Source organism: Streptomyces sp. NPDC030995 (assembly GCF_055571215.1).
Map to the genome: position 1 here is coordinate 46,736 of NZ_JBVIFS010000022.1, position 14,557 is coordinate 61,292.

Annotated in this window: 11 protein-coding genes and 1 pseudogene; 2 read left to right on the forward strand and 10 right to left on the reverse strand. The window is 66.4% G+C overall.

Features of this window, described 5'->3' with window-relative positions:
- Window positions 1-30 precede the first annotated feature (30 nt).
- Window positions 31-807, reverse strand: a complete 777-nt coding sequence (locus ACZ45T_RS27715; protein ID WP_468445897.1) for an HNH endonuclease family protein — start codon at window positions 805-807, stop codon at window positions 31-33.
- A gap of 521 nt (window positions 808-1,328) precedes the next feature.
- On the opposite strand from ACZ45T_RS27715, the gene ACZ45T_RS27720 reads away from it, so the two are divergent.
- Window positions 1,329-1,718, forward strand: coding sequence for a hypothetical protein (locus tag ACZ45T_RS27720; protein WP_468445899.1), 390 nt, complete (start codon window positions 1,329-1,331; stop codon window positions 1,716-1,718).
- 670 nt (window positions 1,719-2,388) lie between these two features.
- On the opposite strand, the gene ACZ45T_RS27725 is transcribed toward ACZ45T_RS27720, so the two are convergent.
- From ACZ45T_RS27725 to ACZ45T_RS27750, 6 genes are all read right to left on the reverse strand, one after another.
- Complete coding sequence (locus ACZ45T_RS27725) at window positions 2,389-3,870, reverse strand: PKD domain-containing protein (RefSeq protein ID WP_468445901.1); 1,482 nt, start codon at window positions 3,868-3,870, stop codon at window positions 2,389-2,391.
- 785 nt (window positions 3,871-4,655) lie between these two features.
- The gene (locus ACZ45T_RS27730) at window positions 4,656-5,285 is read right to left on the reverse strand and encodes a hypothetical protein (protein WP_468445903.1); all 630 of its coding nucleotides are present in this window, start codon (window positions 5,283-5,285) and stop codon (window positions 4,656-4,658) included.
- A 302-nt stretch (window positions 5,286-5,587) separates the two neighbouring features.
- Window positions 5,588-6,265 (reverse strand): SMI1/KNR4 family protein, encoded by a 678-nt coding sequence (locus ACZ45T_RS27735; protein WP_468445905.1) that lies wholly within the window; start codon window positions 6,263-6,265, stop codon window positions 5,588-5,590.
- Window positions 6,262-10,953, reverse strand: a complete 4,692-nt coding sequence (locus ACZ45T_RS27740; protein WP_468445907.1) for a putative T7SS-secreted protein — start codon at window positions 10,951-10,953, stop codon at window positions 6,262-6,264. The genes ACZ45T_RS27735 and ACZ45T_RS27740 overlap by 4 nt, the downstream gene beginning before the upstream one ends.
- Complete coding sequence (locus tag ACZ45T_RS27745; protein WP_468445909.1) at window positions 10,953-11,516, reverse strand: hypothetical protein; 564 nt, start codon at window positions 11,514-11,516, stop codon at window positions 10,953-10,955. The genes ACZ45T_RS27740 and ACZ45T_RS27745 overlap by 1 nt, the downstream gene beginning before the upstream one ends.
- Entirely contained in the window at window positions 11,516-11,947 is a 432-nt protein-coding gene (locus tag ACZ45T_RS27750) for a hypothetical protein (protein ID WP_468446005.1), read from the reverse strand. The genes ACZ45T_RS27745 and ACZ45T_RS27750 overlap by 1 nt, the downstream gene beginning before the upstream one ends.
- Before the next feature lie 438 nt (window positions 11,948-12,385).
- Between ACZ45T_RS27750 and ACZ45T_RS27755 the strand changes: the two genes are divergently transcribed.
- Window positions 12,386-12,799, forward strand: a complete 414-nt coding sequence (locus tag ACZ45T_RS27755) for a hypothetical protein (protein ID WP_468445911.1) — start codon at window positions 12,386-12,388, stop codon at window positions 12,797-12,799.
- A gap of 125 nt (window positions 12,800-12,924) precedes the next feature.
- On the opposite strand, the gene ACZ45T_RS27760 is transcribed toward ACZ45T_RS27755, so the two are convergent.
- From ACZ45T_RS27760 to ACZ45T_RS27770, 3 genes and pseudogenes are all read right to left on the reverse strand, one after another.
- Window positions 12,925-13,410 carry a hypothetical protein gene (locus tag ACZ45T_RS27760; RefSeq protein WP_468445913.1) on the reverse strand — a complete coding sequence of 162 codons (486 nt, stop codon included), beginning with the start codon at window positions 13,408-13,410 and terminating at the stop codon, window positions 12,925-12,927.
- Between the two features lie 162 nt (window positions 13,411-13,572).
- Window positions 13,573-13,689: pseudogene (locus ACZ45T_RS27765) on the reverse strand (IS21-like element helper ATPase IstB); the annotation flags it as partial.
- A 79-nt stretch (window positions 13,690-13,768) separates the two neighbouring features.
- The gene (locus ACZ45T_RS27770; protein ID WP_468445915.1) at window positions 13,769-14,299 is read right to left on the reverse strand and encodes a hypothetical protein; all 531 of its coding nucleotides are present in this window, start codon (window positions 14,297-14,299) and stop codon (window positions 13,769-13,771) included.
- Between the last annotated feature and the right edge of the window lie 258 nt (window positions 14,300-14,557).

The following is a 14,557-nucleotide window of genomic DNA, read 5'->3' on the forward strand; positions in this document are numbered from 1 at the left end:
TCCCGCCCTCGTGCTGCCTCGGGCGAGCCTTCAACACCCCCGAGACCTGATGGAGTTCATGTGGCGGGCGGGGACCCGGGCGGCTTCGACCCCTTGACATCGAGCTCTTTGAGTGGCGCCGCGATGGGACGGAGATTTGGTCCAAGTCCCCGCCGTTGGTCGGCTTGCCCGTTCGAAGGCGAGGTTGGCGTTGGGGCAGTTGGTGGCGTGGCGCAGGAGTGCTTCGCGTTCGGCTTGGTCGACGGCGAGGTTCCAGCGGTGTTTGGTGGCTACCCATTCGCCGATGTACCGGCAGTGGACGGCGGGGGCGGGCATCCAGGTGGCCGGGTCCTGGTCGCTTTTCTGCCGGTTGGAGCGGGCGGTGACGCCGACGAGGGTGACGTCGGAGCCGAGGTCGTTGGCGTAGCGGCGGCGGCGCTCGGTGGTCCAGCCGTAGCCTCCTGAGTCGTGGACTTCGGCGAGCGGGACCATGTGGTCGATGTCCACCCCGGCCGCGCCCTGCACGAGAACGTCGTCGTAATACGAGTGCCAGACGCCCCCGGTGAGGGTGCAGCTGGCACCTACGGTCGGGGCCTGGATCGCTTCGGCGATCAGTACGTCGTTTCGGGCGGTGCAGCCGTTCTTGTCGTCGTCCTTCCAGTGGGGGTAGAGCTCGCGCTTGTAGCCGTCGCGGATCTCCTCGGCGATCGGCAGGGAGGTGATGGCCTCGGTGAGGGTGTACTCGTCGGCGTGCGCGGGGGAGGCGGGGGCGAGGACGGCGAAGGCGAGGGCGGTGGCCATCAGGCCCCGCCGAAAGTGTTTGATCATGGGCCCGATACCCGGTCACACACTCCCCCGGATAGCCCTGTTCAGCGCGTCTCACTCCGTCGGGTGGCCGGATTCACCGAAGAAACGGATCTCTTCATCCGGCTCGGCGTACCCGCCCTCCTCAGGACCTCGCTGGACACCGGCGTGAACGACAGCCTCTCCCTCATCCACGCTGGGGTGTCCGCCGGAGCTGGCAAGGACCGGGACCAGGACCCTTTCCACGCTGCGGGTGCATTGGGGCCGGCCGGGCTGCTGGACAGGAAGCATGCCCTGGCTGCGTTCGGGCGGGTTCGCCGGATAGGCGGCCCTCTGTGGTGTGGCGCTTCGCGGGATGCGGGTCCGTGGGCCGGGTGAGTGTGGCAGGCCGGACCGGTTCGGCCCGTCCCGGCTGACAGGCGTGTTTCGATGTGGGCAGCGGCGGGGACATGCCGTCCTCGACGGCGTCGCACGCCTACGACGGTCGGTTCGGCCGTCCGAAGGCGGCGGTACTGCGGGGCGCGTGCGCGTGCGGTTGGCGTGGGATGGCCGAGCACTCGCTCGACTGGACGGTGCTCGGCGATCAGCGGCCCCTGTACGAGGCGGATGTCGATCTGTCCGGGCCAGCCGCGGACTACCGCGCGCACTTGACGGTGGTGAGGCACGCGGCGGAGCCCCTGCCGGATGCGCTTCTCGCGCTCATGACCAGGTTGAAGGACGATCTGACGGTGGCGGCTGTGGAGGATCCGCTGGTGGCGCTGAAGGCCCTCGCCAACCTCCGGTACCTGATCGCCGAGGTGGGTGTGTGGGAGGAGGAGGAGGACGCGGCCCGAGCGGTGCAGATTGGACAAGTCCCGATCGAGACGGTGGCGACCGCGCTCGGTACCAGCGAGCAGGCTGCCCGCCGGTACGTCGTGTCCTATGTCCGCTCGTGAACCCCTACCCGGATGCATTGCTTTGACCTCTGCTGGTGTGCGACATGCTGGCCGCAAACTGGCTCCTCTGCTGCTTCCACGTGGCCCCTCTCGTGCCCGCGGATCTCGATGGGCACGGCGTGCGCGGGCACAGTGACGCGCGGAACCTGACGGACGTGAGGTCAGTCGGTCAGGACCGTGCGGGCTGGACCTGCGATGAGACGGGCAGGTAGGCACGGATCCGATCGCAGAAGTCCCGGAGATCGGCGCCGGGCTTCTTGAGCAGGGGGGCTGCGCCAGGGCCTGCAGGCCCTTCTGGAAGCGGACGTCAGGGACGTCTTCGCCGGGCTTTGCGGGCCCGTACGGCCTTCTTAATGCCCAACGTTCCGATCCGACGCCGCTGCTCCTCGTTCAGGCGGCCCCAGTCCCGCCGCTGGGAGGCGATCCAGCGCCCGACGGGTGCGGCGATGCCGGGTACGAAGGCGTGGGGGGCGAGTCGATCTACGGAGCGTGTTGAGCGCGGCAGGGTCGGGAGGATGGCAGGGCCGGCCCGGCGGGTGCGGGTCGGCCCTGTCGTGTGCGGCACTCGCCCTGCAACGTGGTGCTGCTGAGTAGTCGCCAGCACGCGAGGGTCCCGTCCGATCGTGAGATCAGGCGGGACCTTTCGGTGTTCGCGGACCTGTTTGGTGGATCAGGTCGTCTGGTAGACGCCGAAGACGTCGATGACCAGGTCGGCGTCCTTCCAGCCCTGGTTCCAGAAGTTGATGACGCCGTGGTCACCGTCGCTGGCCTGCACCAGGTTCGAGGTGGTCTGGCCCGCCTCCCAGTTCAGGGTAGAGGAGCCCGGACGCGGCGGGACCGGCGCGCCCGGCTGGTCGTTCCCCAGCCACGGGAACGGGCTCGGGGCCACGGACAGGAACCCGGAGTCCGTCGTGTTGGTCACGGTGGCGTTCAGCACGTAGGCGTCGGCCACTTCGCGGTCGTTGGGCGTGAACCACTGCGAGATGTAGCCGCGGGCCGGCAGCTTACCGCCGCGCCACCAGCTCGCGCGGGTGTCGATAACCCGGTACGACCCCGTCGCAACGTAGGCGGCCTTGCTGTCCTTGCTGTAGTAGCCGACGACGTCGACCACGACGTCGGTTGCCGCCCAGGCGCCGTTGAACACGCTGATCTTGCCGTCCGGGCCGACCGGCACGATCACCGAGTTGGCGACCGTCTGCCCGGCGGTGAAGTTCAGGTTGGACGCCGTCGGGGTGGCGCTCCCGCCCGGGAAGACAGACAGGTGACCGGCCTCCTTGGGGTTGGTCACGGTCACGTTCAGCGCGACGGCCGTGGCGCCCTGGGGCACCCCGCTCAGGCCGCTGATCTGGGTAGTGAAGGTGCCGCGACCGGCGAGCTGGCCCTTGGCCGTGCCGAGGCCCTCACGGGTGTCGACGAGCCGGGCCGGGTCCATCGTGCTGTAGCCGCTGGACGGGGCATGGGTGAAGTAGCCCGTGATGTCGGCGATCAAGTCCACCGGCTGCCAGCCGCCGTTGAAGAGGTCCACGTAGCCGTCGCTGCCCACCGGCACGATGACCATGTTCGGGACGGACCGACCGGCCGTGTAGTTGAGGTTCGACGTCTCAGGGATTCCGAAGTCGTCACCCTCCCACACCGTGATGTGCCCGGCAGCGGTGGTGTTGGTGACCGTGACGTTGAGGGCGACCGCTTCGACACCAGCGGGAATTCCGGATGTGCCGGCCACCTTGACGCGGGTCGTGCCGCGCCCAGCGACCTTGCCCGCCTTCGTGCCCGTACCGTCGCGGGTGTCCAGCAGCCGGGTCGGGGCGTGCGGGGTGAATTCCGTGCCCTGGGTGAGGTGCGTAAGGTCGTTGACAGCCTGGACACCGTTGACGGCGTCGGTCACCGTCACCTTCACCTGGTACTCGCCGACCTCGGTGTACGTGTGCTTGTTCTTCAGCTTGCCGGAGCCCTTGGTGGTCGACTTGTCCGTCGTGCCGTCGCCCCAGTCGACGACGACCTCAAGTGTGACGTCCGCGCTCGTGATCTCGGACTTGATCTCAAGTCCGAGCGCGGTGCGGGTGGAGCCGCTGATGTTCAGCGCGAGATCCGGGTTGCCCGCGGAGGACTGCGCCTGCACTGTGGCGGTCTTGCCCTTACCGGCGGGCAGCACAGTGCGGACCGTACGGTCGGCAGGGCTATTGTACGTCCGGACCGCGGACGTCTGGGCCTTGGCCGGGCTCGGTACGACGGGCTTGGTCGTCGGCCCCTCGGTTGCCGAGGCAGTGCTCGGGATGAAAGCGAGACCCGCTGCGACGAAGGCAGTGGAAATTACGACTCGGCGATTGCGCACCGGCCCCCCATTTTTCACTTTTGAACGTGATCACAACGAAACATGATCAGCGTACACAGCGATTCGGACGGCGCCTTCATGGGTTTCTGGATGTTGGTTCTTTACACCCCCGCTCAGTGGGTGAAATCGGGCCAAGCCGCAGGCATCACGGCGAAGTCGGTCCCACCACCAGCGGGCAGGGCAGGGGACATGACGTTGTCCTGCAACCTTGGAACAGCACGCCCCGCCCGCCCCCCCGGCTGGGGCCGGAAGCCGTCTACTGCGCCCATTTCACGCCCAGCGCCGCGAGTGCTTGGAGTTGTGCAGGGTTGAGCTTGTCGCGGCGGGCTGCCAGGCTGCCGATCGAGACTCCAGCCAGCTGCAACCCGAACTTCAAACCGGCCTGAGAGCGCTCATCGCCCACCACGAAGCTGATGAGTGGCCTGCAGATAAGCTTTCCCTTGAACGGCTCCGACTTGCGCAGGACTGACCTCTCGCGCTCGTGTCTGGCACCTTTCGAGAGTTGGTGCCAAGCACTGCGCAGTCCTGGCTGCCCGCAGGCCTGTTGGCGCAGCGATGATCCGGACTGAGTTCGATGCCTTGTGCGGTAGGGCTTTCGGGGTGGGTTACGGCTGGGGCTGCTGCTGGTCGGTGTTCGGTTCTGCTGGGGTGGAGCTGGCGGGGGTGTAGTAGACGGATCGGCCCTGCTTGGAGCGTTCGAGGAGGCCGCGGGCGACGCCCTGCTCGAGGGTGTTGCGGATGACCGCCGCCTGGACGGCGCGTTCGGGGTGGGCGGTGCTGATGGTGGTGGTTACCTCGGCGGCGGACTTGGGTTCTGTCTGTCCGGCCATGGCAGCCGTGATGAGTTCGAGCCAGGAGGGGCCGCTGGTTTCCTTCTTCGCTTCGGTCTCGCTCGCGGCCTCAGGGACGCTCGGGGCCGTGGCGGCTGCGGCCTTGGGCTCCGTAGCCTTCTTCGCGCCCCGAGTGGCGCTGCGACGCGCGGGAGGGACTGCGGCCCGCTTCGCGCCGCGCTTGGTGGGCTGCGCGGATGCGGGCTTCGCCGGGATGCCCAAGGCGTCCTGCATCTTCAGAAGGACCTTCTCGCCTTCCTGAAGCTCCTTGAGTTCCTGTTGCAGCCGCTGCAGTTCGGTTCGCCTCTGCTCTTGTGCCGCCTGGTTTGCCGAGAGGTCGCTGGCAATCTGCTGGGTGTAGTCGTCCTTGACGCGAGTGACGTTGGTGGTTGTGGTTGTGGTCATGGGTTCCTCGATGTTGTTGTGAGGGGACGTTGTGCGCGATGGTACGCACTCACGTGTACCCGTGAGCCTGGATCACGTACCAGGCATCGTCCAACAGCAGTCTGGGAGACGGCCTCGCGGACGTTGTGCTATGAAGCAGTCAAGTCCCGTACCCCAGTAACGGTCGAGTCGTCGCCGTGTTTCGGGCGGCCAAGTCATTTGGGCCGTCAGACGGCAACAAGCTCACAGTAGGCCCGGAGCCCAGGAGCCCGACGCTCTTACGAATGACTGTTTCGGACCCTTGCTTGGAAGCTGGGACGGGCTCAGGCGGGGTGGGCTTGTTCCCAAGCTTCGCGGACTTCGCGGGGGATGCGACCACGCGGGGGGACTTGGAAGCCGTTGGCGCGGGCCCAGTTCCGGATGTCTTCGGTGTCGACGGGCTCTCTCATGGGAGGATCTCCGACCTCGAACGGGGGCGGTACGGAGGGGGTGAAGTCGGCCGGGAGCCCGAGAAGGTTGGGAAACGGCGGGATGTCGATTTCACCGCTGAGAACGGCGACGAGGAAGTTGGTGAGGTTTCCGTCGTAGGTGAACCAGCGGGAGCCTTTGTCCTCGTTGATGGCGACGCGCCAGCTGTCGGGTGCATTCTTTGGTTCGGTGATCCAGAACAGTTTCTGGCCGCCTTCGATCCCGCCGATGGCGAACAGGTGCTGGGGGTCGTACGGGACCGGATACGTGCCTTGATCGTAGTCGCGCTGGAGGTATTCACGGATTCGGGAGGGCATTGGCCCCGTTAGGTTGACGTAGAGCGTCACGCCGTGGGGGTGGTAGATGGTGATGTAGTCGCCGCCGTACGAGCCCGGTCCGTAGGCGGACGCAAGCTGCTTGTAATCCTCGGGCAGACGCATGCCGAGCTCGGCCTCGACACGGTCCCAGTCGACGGGGGCCGGCTGGGTCTGCGGCGGTGGGCATAGCCGGATCAGGGCACTTAGATCGGTCACGGGCTTCCTTGTCGGCGGAGCTGCTGATTGGCATGGTCGGGGTTCTGGAAGTCGTCTCTGAGGATGAATCCGTCTCGGCCGTCGGCTTCCATGGTTATCCACCTGGGGACGGAGTCTGCCAGGTTGTCTGTGTACTCGAGATAGACGCTGTACTGGACGGTCTGCCCGGGAACGTTGTTCGTCGGATCGCCGCGTACAGCGTTGTAGATGGATTGTTCCAGGTCACGCATGACTGGACTGTTCGTCGGGTTCTGCGTGATGGTGAACAGGTTGTCCAGGGTGTCACCTGACCCGCCGAGCATCTGCGCAAGCATGTGGCCGCGGCCCTGGTTGTACGTGGTCCCGTGGATGAACCCGGGCGGGCGCAGTGCCTGGCTCGCGTCGGTGCCTTCGTTGAGCATGTCGCGGGTGACGGTGGCGTGCATCTCGTACGGGCGGCCATGTTCGTCGCGTACGAAACGGACACGCCCTCCCCACGTAGGGTCGGCTGTGCAGCCGGCCAGGCCCAGTGGATCCCAGAGGGTGAACGGGTTGGGGACGTAGCTGTAATGGTTGGCGGCCGGCGCGAGCCCGAGGGGGTCCGGGCTGATGTAGCGTCCGGTAGCAGGGTCGTAGTACCGGTTGAAGTTGTAGTGGAGGCCGGTCTCAGGGTCGAACGATTGGCCGGGGTAGCGCAGCGGCGTGTAAGCGGTTGCGTCCCGGTTCCACTGGGTCGCCCCCCACACAGTGCTGCGTCCACGCCAGGCGATTGACCCGTCAGGGCCGACCAGAGCGGTGGGCGCCCCGGACAGATCGGCGACGATCGCGAAAAACCGGCGGTCGACCTCCTCCTGGCTGTCGTTCTTCTTCACTTCCCGCTGGGCAAGGGGGAACAGGCCGGTGTAGTCCCACGTCAGGATGGTGTGGCCATCCTCCTGTTCGGCGAGCTGCGCGCCGTCCCAGGTGTAGGTGTACGTCTCTGCGGGGGAGCCGTCGGAGCCGAGGCGCTCTCGGGTGATCCGGCGGCCGAGCGCGTCGTAGCCGTAGCGCCAGATGCTGTGTTCCGGCGTGGTGACCTGGGTGAGGCGGTCTTCAGCGTTCCAAGTGAATGTCCAGGTCAGGGTTTTGCCGCTGAGCGTGGTGGTGGTCCGGGTGGTCAGGCGGCCCTGTGCGTCGTAGGCGTAGCAGGTGCGTCCCGATCGGGTGATGCGTGTGCCGCTGTACGCGCGGGTGCCTGTCTCGTCCTGACCCGGTGTCTGGTTCGGCAGCTTGACCTGGGTCTGGTCTCCGGCGCTGTTGTAGGCGTACTGCTCGCTCCAGCCCTGCGCGTGGACCGCGGTGATGCGGCCGACGGAGTTGAGAGCGTAGCTGCGCCGGCCGATCCCGCTGTCGTCGATGACTGTGGGGGAGCCGTCCGCCTGGTAGGTGAAGGAGCGCCCTAGAAGGGACGTGCCGTCGGCGGCGAGACCCTGGTGGACGAGGCGGCCCACTGGATCCCAGTCCTGGCTCAAGCGCATGCTGTTGTCGAGGGTGCGGGCGCTTTCGCGCCCGATGGCGTCGTATTCGAAGTGGAACACGTGCTCACCGGTGGCATACGCAGCCAGGCCAGCAGCGTTGAAGCGAAGTTGACTCACGGCACCTGAGGGGGTGCGGCGATAGGTACGCCGACCTTGGGCGTCGTAGGCGAAGGTGGTCGTGCGGCCGTTGACGCTCTCCGCCAGGACCCGCCCCGCTGCGTCATGCTCCAAGGTGATGTCGGCGTGGGCATTGCTGATGTGGCTGGCGTGGCCTTGCGGACCGTAGAAGAATTCTGAAGCGCTGCCGTCGTCGTGGACGAGGCGTGTGACACGGCCGAGTACGTCCCGCTCGAAGGTGAGGCTCTGGCCAGCGGCGTTGGTCCGGCGCACCAGGCGGCCGACGGCGTCGTGCCTGTAGGTGAGCGTGCGGCCGTCAAAGTCGGTCTCCGCCACGAGCCGGCCCGCAGGGTCATACTCGTACGTCCACTCGAATCCTTGTGCGTTGGTGACCTTTGCCAGCCGCAGTTCGGTGTCGTGGGTGTACTGGTAGCTGCCGCCGTCCTGGCTTGTCGTGCTGGCGGCACGGTCGAAGTGAGTGACCGTGTGGTGGCTGGTGCGGCCCATGCGGTCGGTGTGGGTCACCAGGTTTCCCTCACCGTCCCACGTCCACTCTTCCCGCGTCCCGTCGGGCAGTGTCCGCCAGGACAGGAGGCCCTCCGGGGTCCACTGCTGGGTGAGCGTGCCGCCGAGGGCGTCGGTCACGTGCGTGATCCGCCCGAAGGCGTCCCGGGTGTAAGAGGCCGTCGCACCGTCCGGTGCGGTGACCTCCACAGGTAGCCCGGCACGGTCGTTGACGACGCGGGTGACGAGTCCGGTCGGACCGGCGATCTGTGTCACGGCGCCCACGTCGTCGAAGGACCGGCGGATGCGGGCGCCGGTGGGGCCGGTGGCGGTGATGCTGCCGACTGAGTCGTAGGTGTAGCTGTGCCGGATCCCGCCGCGTTCTGTGATCTCCGTGGGTCGCCGGGAGAGGTCGTAGGAGGCGGTGGTGCGCTCTCCGTCCGGGGCCACCATGGCGACCACATCCCCGTCGGTGTTGCGCTCCAAGCGGGTGGTGTGCCCGAGCGCGTCGGTGACAGCCACGAGCCGGTCGTGAGCATCGGCTTCGAAGTGCGTGGTGTGCCCGAGCGGGTCGGTCTCGGCCACGACCTGGAGACGGTCGTTGATGTGGAAAGTCGTCGTGGCCCCGGTGGAGTCGGTGTAACGGGTGATGGAGTGAGCGGTCTCGGTGTGAACCGCGCCGTAGGAGAAGGAGGAGGACAAAAAGCCCTGCGGTCCGACAGTCCGCACCACCCTTCCGTCCTCGCCGTACACGTATCCGAACGTCGAGTTGTTGCGGTCCGTCCAGGCGGTGATCCGGCCGCGCTCGTCGTAGGCCAGCCGCAGAGGCAGCCTTGAGCTGTTGAAGACAGCGTCGAGGTTGCCCCGGTCGTCGAAGCCGTACCGCCGCACCTCCACGGGACCGTCAGGCGTCCGCACCCGCAGCGCGCACACCCGCTGCTCCTGGACGTCGACTTCAACGGTGTAGCCGCAGCTGTGGGAGACGGTCCTGGGGGTTCCAGCAGGGCTGCGGGAGATCGTGACACTGCTGCCGAAGCGGTCCTCGATCGCGGTCAGCCAGTACGCACTCGAAGGGTTGTACGGGCTGCCTGTGAACGAACGGGTCAGGCCGGTGCGGGGGTCGGATATGGAGTACGTGGCTTCCCCGAAGGCGTCTCCGTCATGTACGAGGGGAAGCCGTGGTCCCTCCACAGGCAGCACCGGATCACCGGCAGGTTCGGGCAGACGGGGGTAGACAAGCAGCGAACCGTCCTCGCGGGCCCATATAGCGCCGACGCCGATCGGGTCCACTTCGATGCGTTCGTCGAAGGTGGAAGCCCAACTGCGGCCGAACCAACGTCCGAACCGGTAACCCGACAGGTGCGTGCGGATCAGCGCCAGAGGCAGCACCCCAGGAAGCGACAGATCGGTGTGCTGCAGGACCATTTCGCCAGTCGCGACATCGACCGGGTCGCCCTTGCACGTCTTGTTCTTCAAAGGTACCGAGAGCTTCTTGAGGGATCCCATGCCCTTGGAGCCGATCAGCTCGGGGATCAGCTTGCCGATGCCTTCGGAGGGGTCCTTCAAGAACTCGCCAAGCATCTGCTTGCCTGCGCCCCAGGGGTCGTTGACCGTCGTCACCAGACCGGCCGCCGTGGAGTTGAGGTTCGTCAGGAACTCGGCGGGGTGGGTCAGGTTGTACGGGTCCAACGGGTTGAGGGCGCGGGCAGAGTTGACGATGCCGGCGGTGCCCTTGACAACACCGCCCATCAAGTGGGTTGAAGCCAGGTCGAGGTAGTCGAGGCCATCGCCGAATTGCTCGCTGTACGAGGGCTTGGGCGGGGCGGCGTCCCTCGCCGCGCGGACTGCTGCAGCGGCAGCTTCCGCTTGCTCATCGCGCTGCTTGCGGGCCTCGGTGAGCTTCTCCTGAGCGGCCGCCACCATCGCCTTGCCCGGGTCGTCGTAGTGCTCGGACGGCCTGGGCGGCAGGTGTTCCTTCTTCGCCGCCACAGCGTCCTTATAGGTTTCGACGAGCTTCTTCTGCGCGTCGTAGGCGTCCTGGGACGCCTTCTTCCCCTTGTTGTAGTCCTCCAAGGCCTCCTTGGCCTTGCCCTGCGCCCACTCCACGGTTTCAGCGAACCGGCCCAGGGCGTCGGCGGCCTTACCGAAGGCCTCGGCCGCGTTAAACCAGCGCGGAGGCTCCTTGGCCACGGCTTCCCGGAACGCGTCCGCCGACTGGCCCTTCAACCCGTCGGGCTCACCCATGCCCTTGAGTCCCTTGCCGACCTGATCGAAAGACTTCTTGAAGTCATTCAGGTGAGAGACCTGCTCGCGGATCTTGGAGACGCTGCCGTACACCAGCTTCTTCGGATCGTCCGTCTGACCGAGCTCCAACTCGGCCACATCCGCACCGAGCTGGTTCGCAGCCGAACGGCTCTTTTCACGGACCCAGTCGCCCGCATCGTCCAAGCCCACCTTGTCCGCTGCGCCGGCCACCTTGCCGCCGCCCCATTCGACGAGGTCACCGACATTCTTGGCCCGGTCCTCAACCCAGTCCTCCGCCGAGTCCGGAACAAAGTCCCGCAACCCCATCAGCCCTTCCCCCCGTTACCGTCGGCCTGGTCCAGCAGATCTTTCAACGACTCGATCTTCCCCGTCGAGGTCACCGTGTTTTTGGTGTCCGACCAGGTCTGCTTGATGTCCTCGCGGCTCTTGTCGAACGACTCCGAGCTGTAGTCCGGCTTGTAGACGTCGGCCCGCAAGATGTCGCCCCAGGCCTTCTGCTCGATCTCGTCCTCACTGGCGGACGGGTTGCCCCACGCAGCATTCGCCGCCACCTTGAACGAGCCCCCGATGTACTGCTCCTCCTCCCACACCGTCCCCGCAGCGATCCCCAGATTCCCCGCCAGCGTCGATGCGTCCTGGATCATGGCGCGCACACCCCACTCCCACCGCTCGCAGAAGTCCTCAAAGTCGGCAGCCAGTCGGGCATGTCCTGCTTCCATGCCCGTTATCGACAGCTCGCTGAACCCGGCACCCTGGGAGGCGCCAGCCGCATCCCCGGACTCGCGCAGCTCGGCGATCGCCGCCCGCAGACCGTTCTGGATCGCTGCGACCGCAGCCGGGGACACCTCGAGGTCACCGTCACCCGCCATCAGGCCACCTCCCCACGGACACCGCTGGCATCCTGATCCATATCCACGGCACACGCATCGGGGACGATCCCGGCCATCGGCGGGAACAGCATCGACCCGTCCTCGTCGGCCACGTTTACCGCCACCCCCGCCGGGCCGCCGCCGACCGCAGGAATCACTTCGTCGACCAGGCGGGCGCCGGGAATTGCGAGATATGGCCAGTCTCGGCCGGCCTCTCTGCGAGCCTGGGTGAACCGGGCCAGGGCCTCTTCGTCCGTGAACGCGTACAGCCAGCGGATCCCACCCGAGACGGCCGACATCAGACCGCCCTGGGCTCCAACGTCGCCGTTGGCGAGCGGGAGCAGGAGCAGGGCCCGACGAAACTCGCCCACCAAGCGCCCTGGATCCGCCCTCCCATCCCGGTACGCGGTAATCTCCGCGGCCAGTTCCATGAACTGCGTCCCCTCCCACTGGTCCACACTCAAAGGGGAAACCGTACCTTGATCGCCAAATCGGCCTATAGGAGTGGTTGTGTTCCGGACAGCGTCGAACCGACGCGCGGGCCGACGCCACCCTGATCTCGGTCCGCGGCCGCATCCAGCCGTCACCGTTGTCTCGGAGCAGGTCATGCGAGCGAAGCGGCGTACGCAGTCCGGGGGCGGGATCCGCCCGGCAGGCGCTCGGCCCGCGTTGAGGCAGTCAGCTTTGCGGACCAAGCGCTGGAGTGGCCCGGTGAGTTGAGCCTCTTCCTGGCTTCGTTCGGTTTCAGCACCAGCGTTTGTGGATGAGCTTCGGCGGCAGTTGGCATCAGCTGGCTCGCGGATGCTCACGAGAAGTGACGGCAGCGCCGTGCCGCTGAGACAGAAGCACGAAGGTGCGATGATTCGTTCGTGGTGACAGATGCCGAGTGGGCTCGGATTCGGAGGGGCCTGCGCTTCGGACAGGTCTTCGAGGGCACTGTGGTGAAGGTTCCCAGGCCCGGGGCGATCGGGATCTTCGTGGACATCGGCCTGAGTGTCGGAGGCTTTGTCGACGTCCTGTTGCTGCCAGACGAGAGCGAGGCTTGGCCAGCGGAAGGCACGGTGGCCGCTTTCGAGATCTGGTGGGCTGACAGCCGCCGACAGGTCCGGCTGAAGCCGTCCGATGCTCGGTATCTGCGGAACGACTTCACAGACTTCGTCGAACGCTTCCGTCCCAATTGGTCATCCGACGTCGGCCAGCCCGTGCGTGACCCAGGGCCTGCAACCCCTGACGAGTTGCGGACCGCGTTTCGCTCCGATGGGCTGTCGGCCAACTCCCTTTGAGGCTGGGGAGGTGGCCGACGGTCGTGGGCGGGAGCTGGCTGGCCGCGGCTTTGGCGCGGGCTCGTGTGCTGGCGAGCCAGTCATACGGGCCAGGGGCTGTGACCGCACTCTCCGGGCTGCAGAACCTACGATCCAGAACGCAATCCCAGAGCACTGTGCTCCACCACACCCGAGGGGAGGTCGCTCCTTCCCGAAGCCCGGGCAGTCAACTCCACAAGACCAGCCCGGAGTTCGGTGGCGGGCTCACCAAGGACGATCGCGCTGATGATCAGCTCCATCATCAGACAGTCGTACTCGTCGCCCATGCTCCGATAGCGCTCCCCATCGGCCTCCACCACAGCAGAGGCGATCCTCTTCCCACCAGCAGTCGAGGGGGCAAAGGATGCCTCATAGACGCCGTGACCGGTCCAACTTCGGTGCATGAAAATGACATCGCCTTCGACGAAGACGTTCCACTTCTCATCCATGTCCCGGGCTCGATATCCGAGCCGGATCCGGTCCCAGTCCTCGTCAGTCCAGACATGATCTGGCAACTGCGACACCGGCCTGGGCGTGTTGATCGGCTGGAGGCGCCGGAACGACTCTCGGGTGAGCGGGGCATCTGCAGTCATGACGTGATCCTACGGATGCACCGCTCCAACAGGACAGCGGATTACCTCCAAGAACCAGCACACTGGGCAAAGGGTGAACCTCAGCCGCCTCCGGACGCGTCCGGAGCGTCCCGAACGGCGACTTTGCCAGAGTTCTTCACCGCTACCCCTGATAAGTGCGGGGGACTTGTCCCGGGGGAAGCCGGCCGCCGTCTTGATCCGCCGTTCCGAACCGAGCCGGGAGCGGTCGTCGCACTCGGCCATCAGCAGCTTGGCGAGGAAGCCGCGGTAGGTCGTCTGGTAGGCGGTTGTACGGCCGCGCTTCCTTCGCTCTCCTGCGGACCCTCATTCTCGCCCAACCACCTTGATCCTCACTCCATCAGACGCGTCGCCCGCCCTTGGTCTTCGCACGCATACGTTCGCGCAGCTGGGCCTGGTAGAAGGCGGCCTTGCCGCCGCCGAGCCCAAAGTACTCACAGATGTCGGCCACTGTTTCAGCGTCTTCCGCACTACCCGTGAGCCCGATCTGGACGAGCCTCCAGAACCCCTCTCGAGCCTGGTGCTTGCATCTGTCGCCCAGACCCGCGCCTTCTGCATCCGGCTCGTAGTCGCTTGAACCCGCGGCCACGAACGACAACGTCTGCAGTAGCACGTCGCGGGCGAGTGCCGAGAGTTCGCCTGCCAGCGCGGCCATGATCACGCCAACCGCGGGCGGAGTGCACTCGAAGATGATCGTGCTGTCCTCGACGTGACCATCGAGGGTGTACCCGATCATGTCCCGGGGTGTCTCAGCAGTGATGATCGCCTCGATCAGAAGAGGCACATGCTCCGCAGTATCGCCGCAGCCGCACTCCAACGAAGCCCAATCGACCCGTCGCAGTTCTGTGCGTACCAGCTCACTGACCACCACCGCAGCCCCCCCAAAAAGCCCTGCCGGACGCGCGCCCCGGCGCTAGCGATCAAGCATGGCCCAGCTGTCGGCCCCACAGGCATCAGGTACTTCACGAAATATCTGCCACAGCCATCTTCTAGGAGCGCCATCACCACAGGGGAATTGGCCGCCTGCCGCGAACAGACCAGTTCGTCGTACCCGTTGGGATCACGGCTGGCAATCACGTCGGGCAAACGTGGGCCCGTCCCCTCCGGGTGTCCCGGAGGGGACGGGCCG

Excerpts from the sequence above, each read along its gene's own strand:
- ACZ45T_RS27730 (WP_468445903.1), bottom strand. The coding sequence starts at position 5,285 with ATGACCACAACCACAACCACCAACGTCACTCGCGTCAAGGACGACTAC.
- ACZ45T_RS27740 (WP_468445907.1), bottom strand. The coding sequence starts at position 10,953 with ATGGGGTTGCGGGACTTTGTTCCGGACTCGGCGGAGGACTGGGTTGAG.
- ACZ45T_RS27760 (WP_468445913.1), bottom strand. The coding sequence starts at position 13,410 with ATGACTGCAGATGCCCCGCTCACCCGAGAGTCGTTCCGGCGCCTCCAG.
- ACZ45T_RS27745 (WP_468445909.1), bottom strand. The coding sequence starts at position 11,516 with ATGGCGGGTGACGGTGACCTCGAGGTGTCCCCGGCTGCGGTCGCAGCG.
- ACZ45T_RS27750 (WP_468446005.1), bottom strand. The coding sequence starts at position 11,947 with ATGGAACTGGCCGCGGAGATTACCGCGTACCGGGATGGGAGGGCGGAT.
- ACZ45T_RS27720 (WP_468445899.1), top strand. The coding sequence starts at position 1,329 with ATGGCCGAGCACTCGCTCGACTGGACGGTGCTCGGCGATCAGCGGCCC.
- ACZ45T_RS27715 (WP_468445897.1), bottom strand. The coding sequence starts at position 807 with ATGATCAAACACTTTCGGCGGGGCCTGATGGCCACCGCCCTCGCCTTC.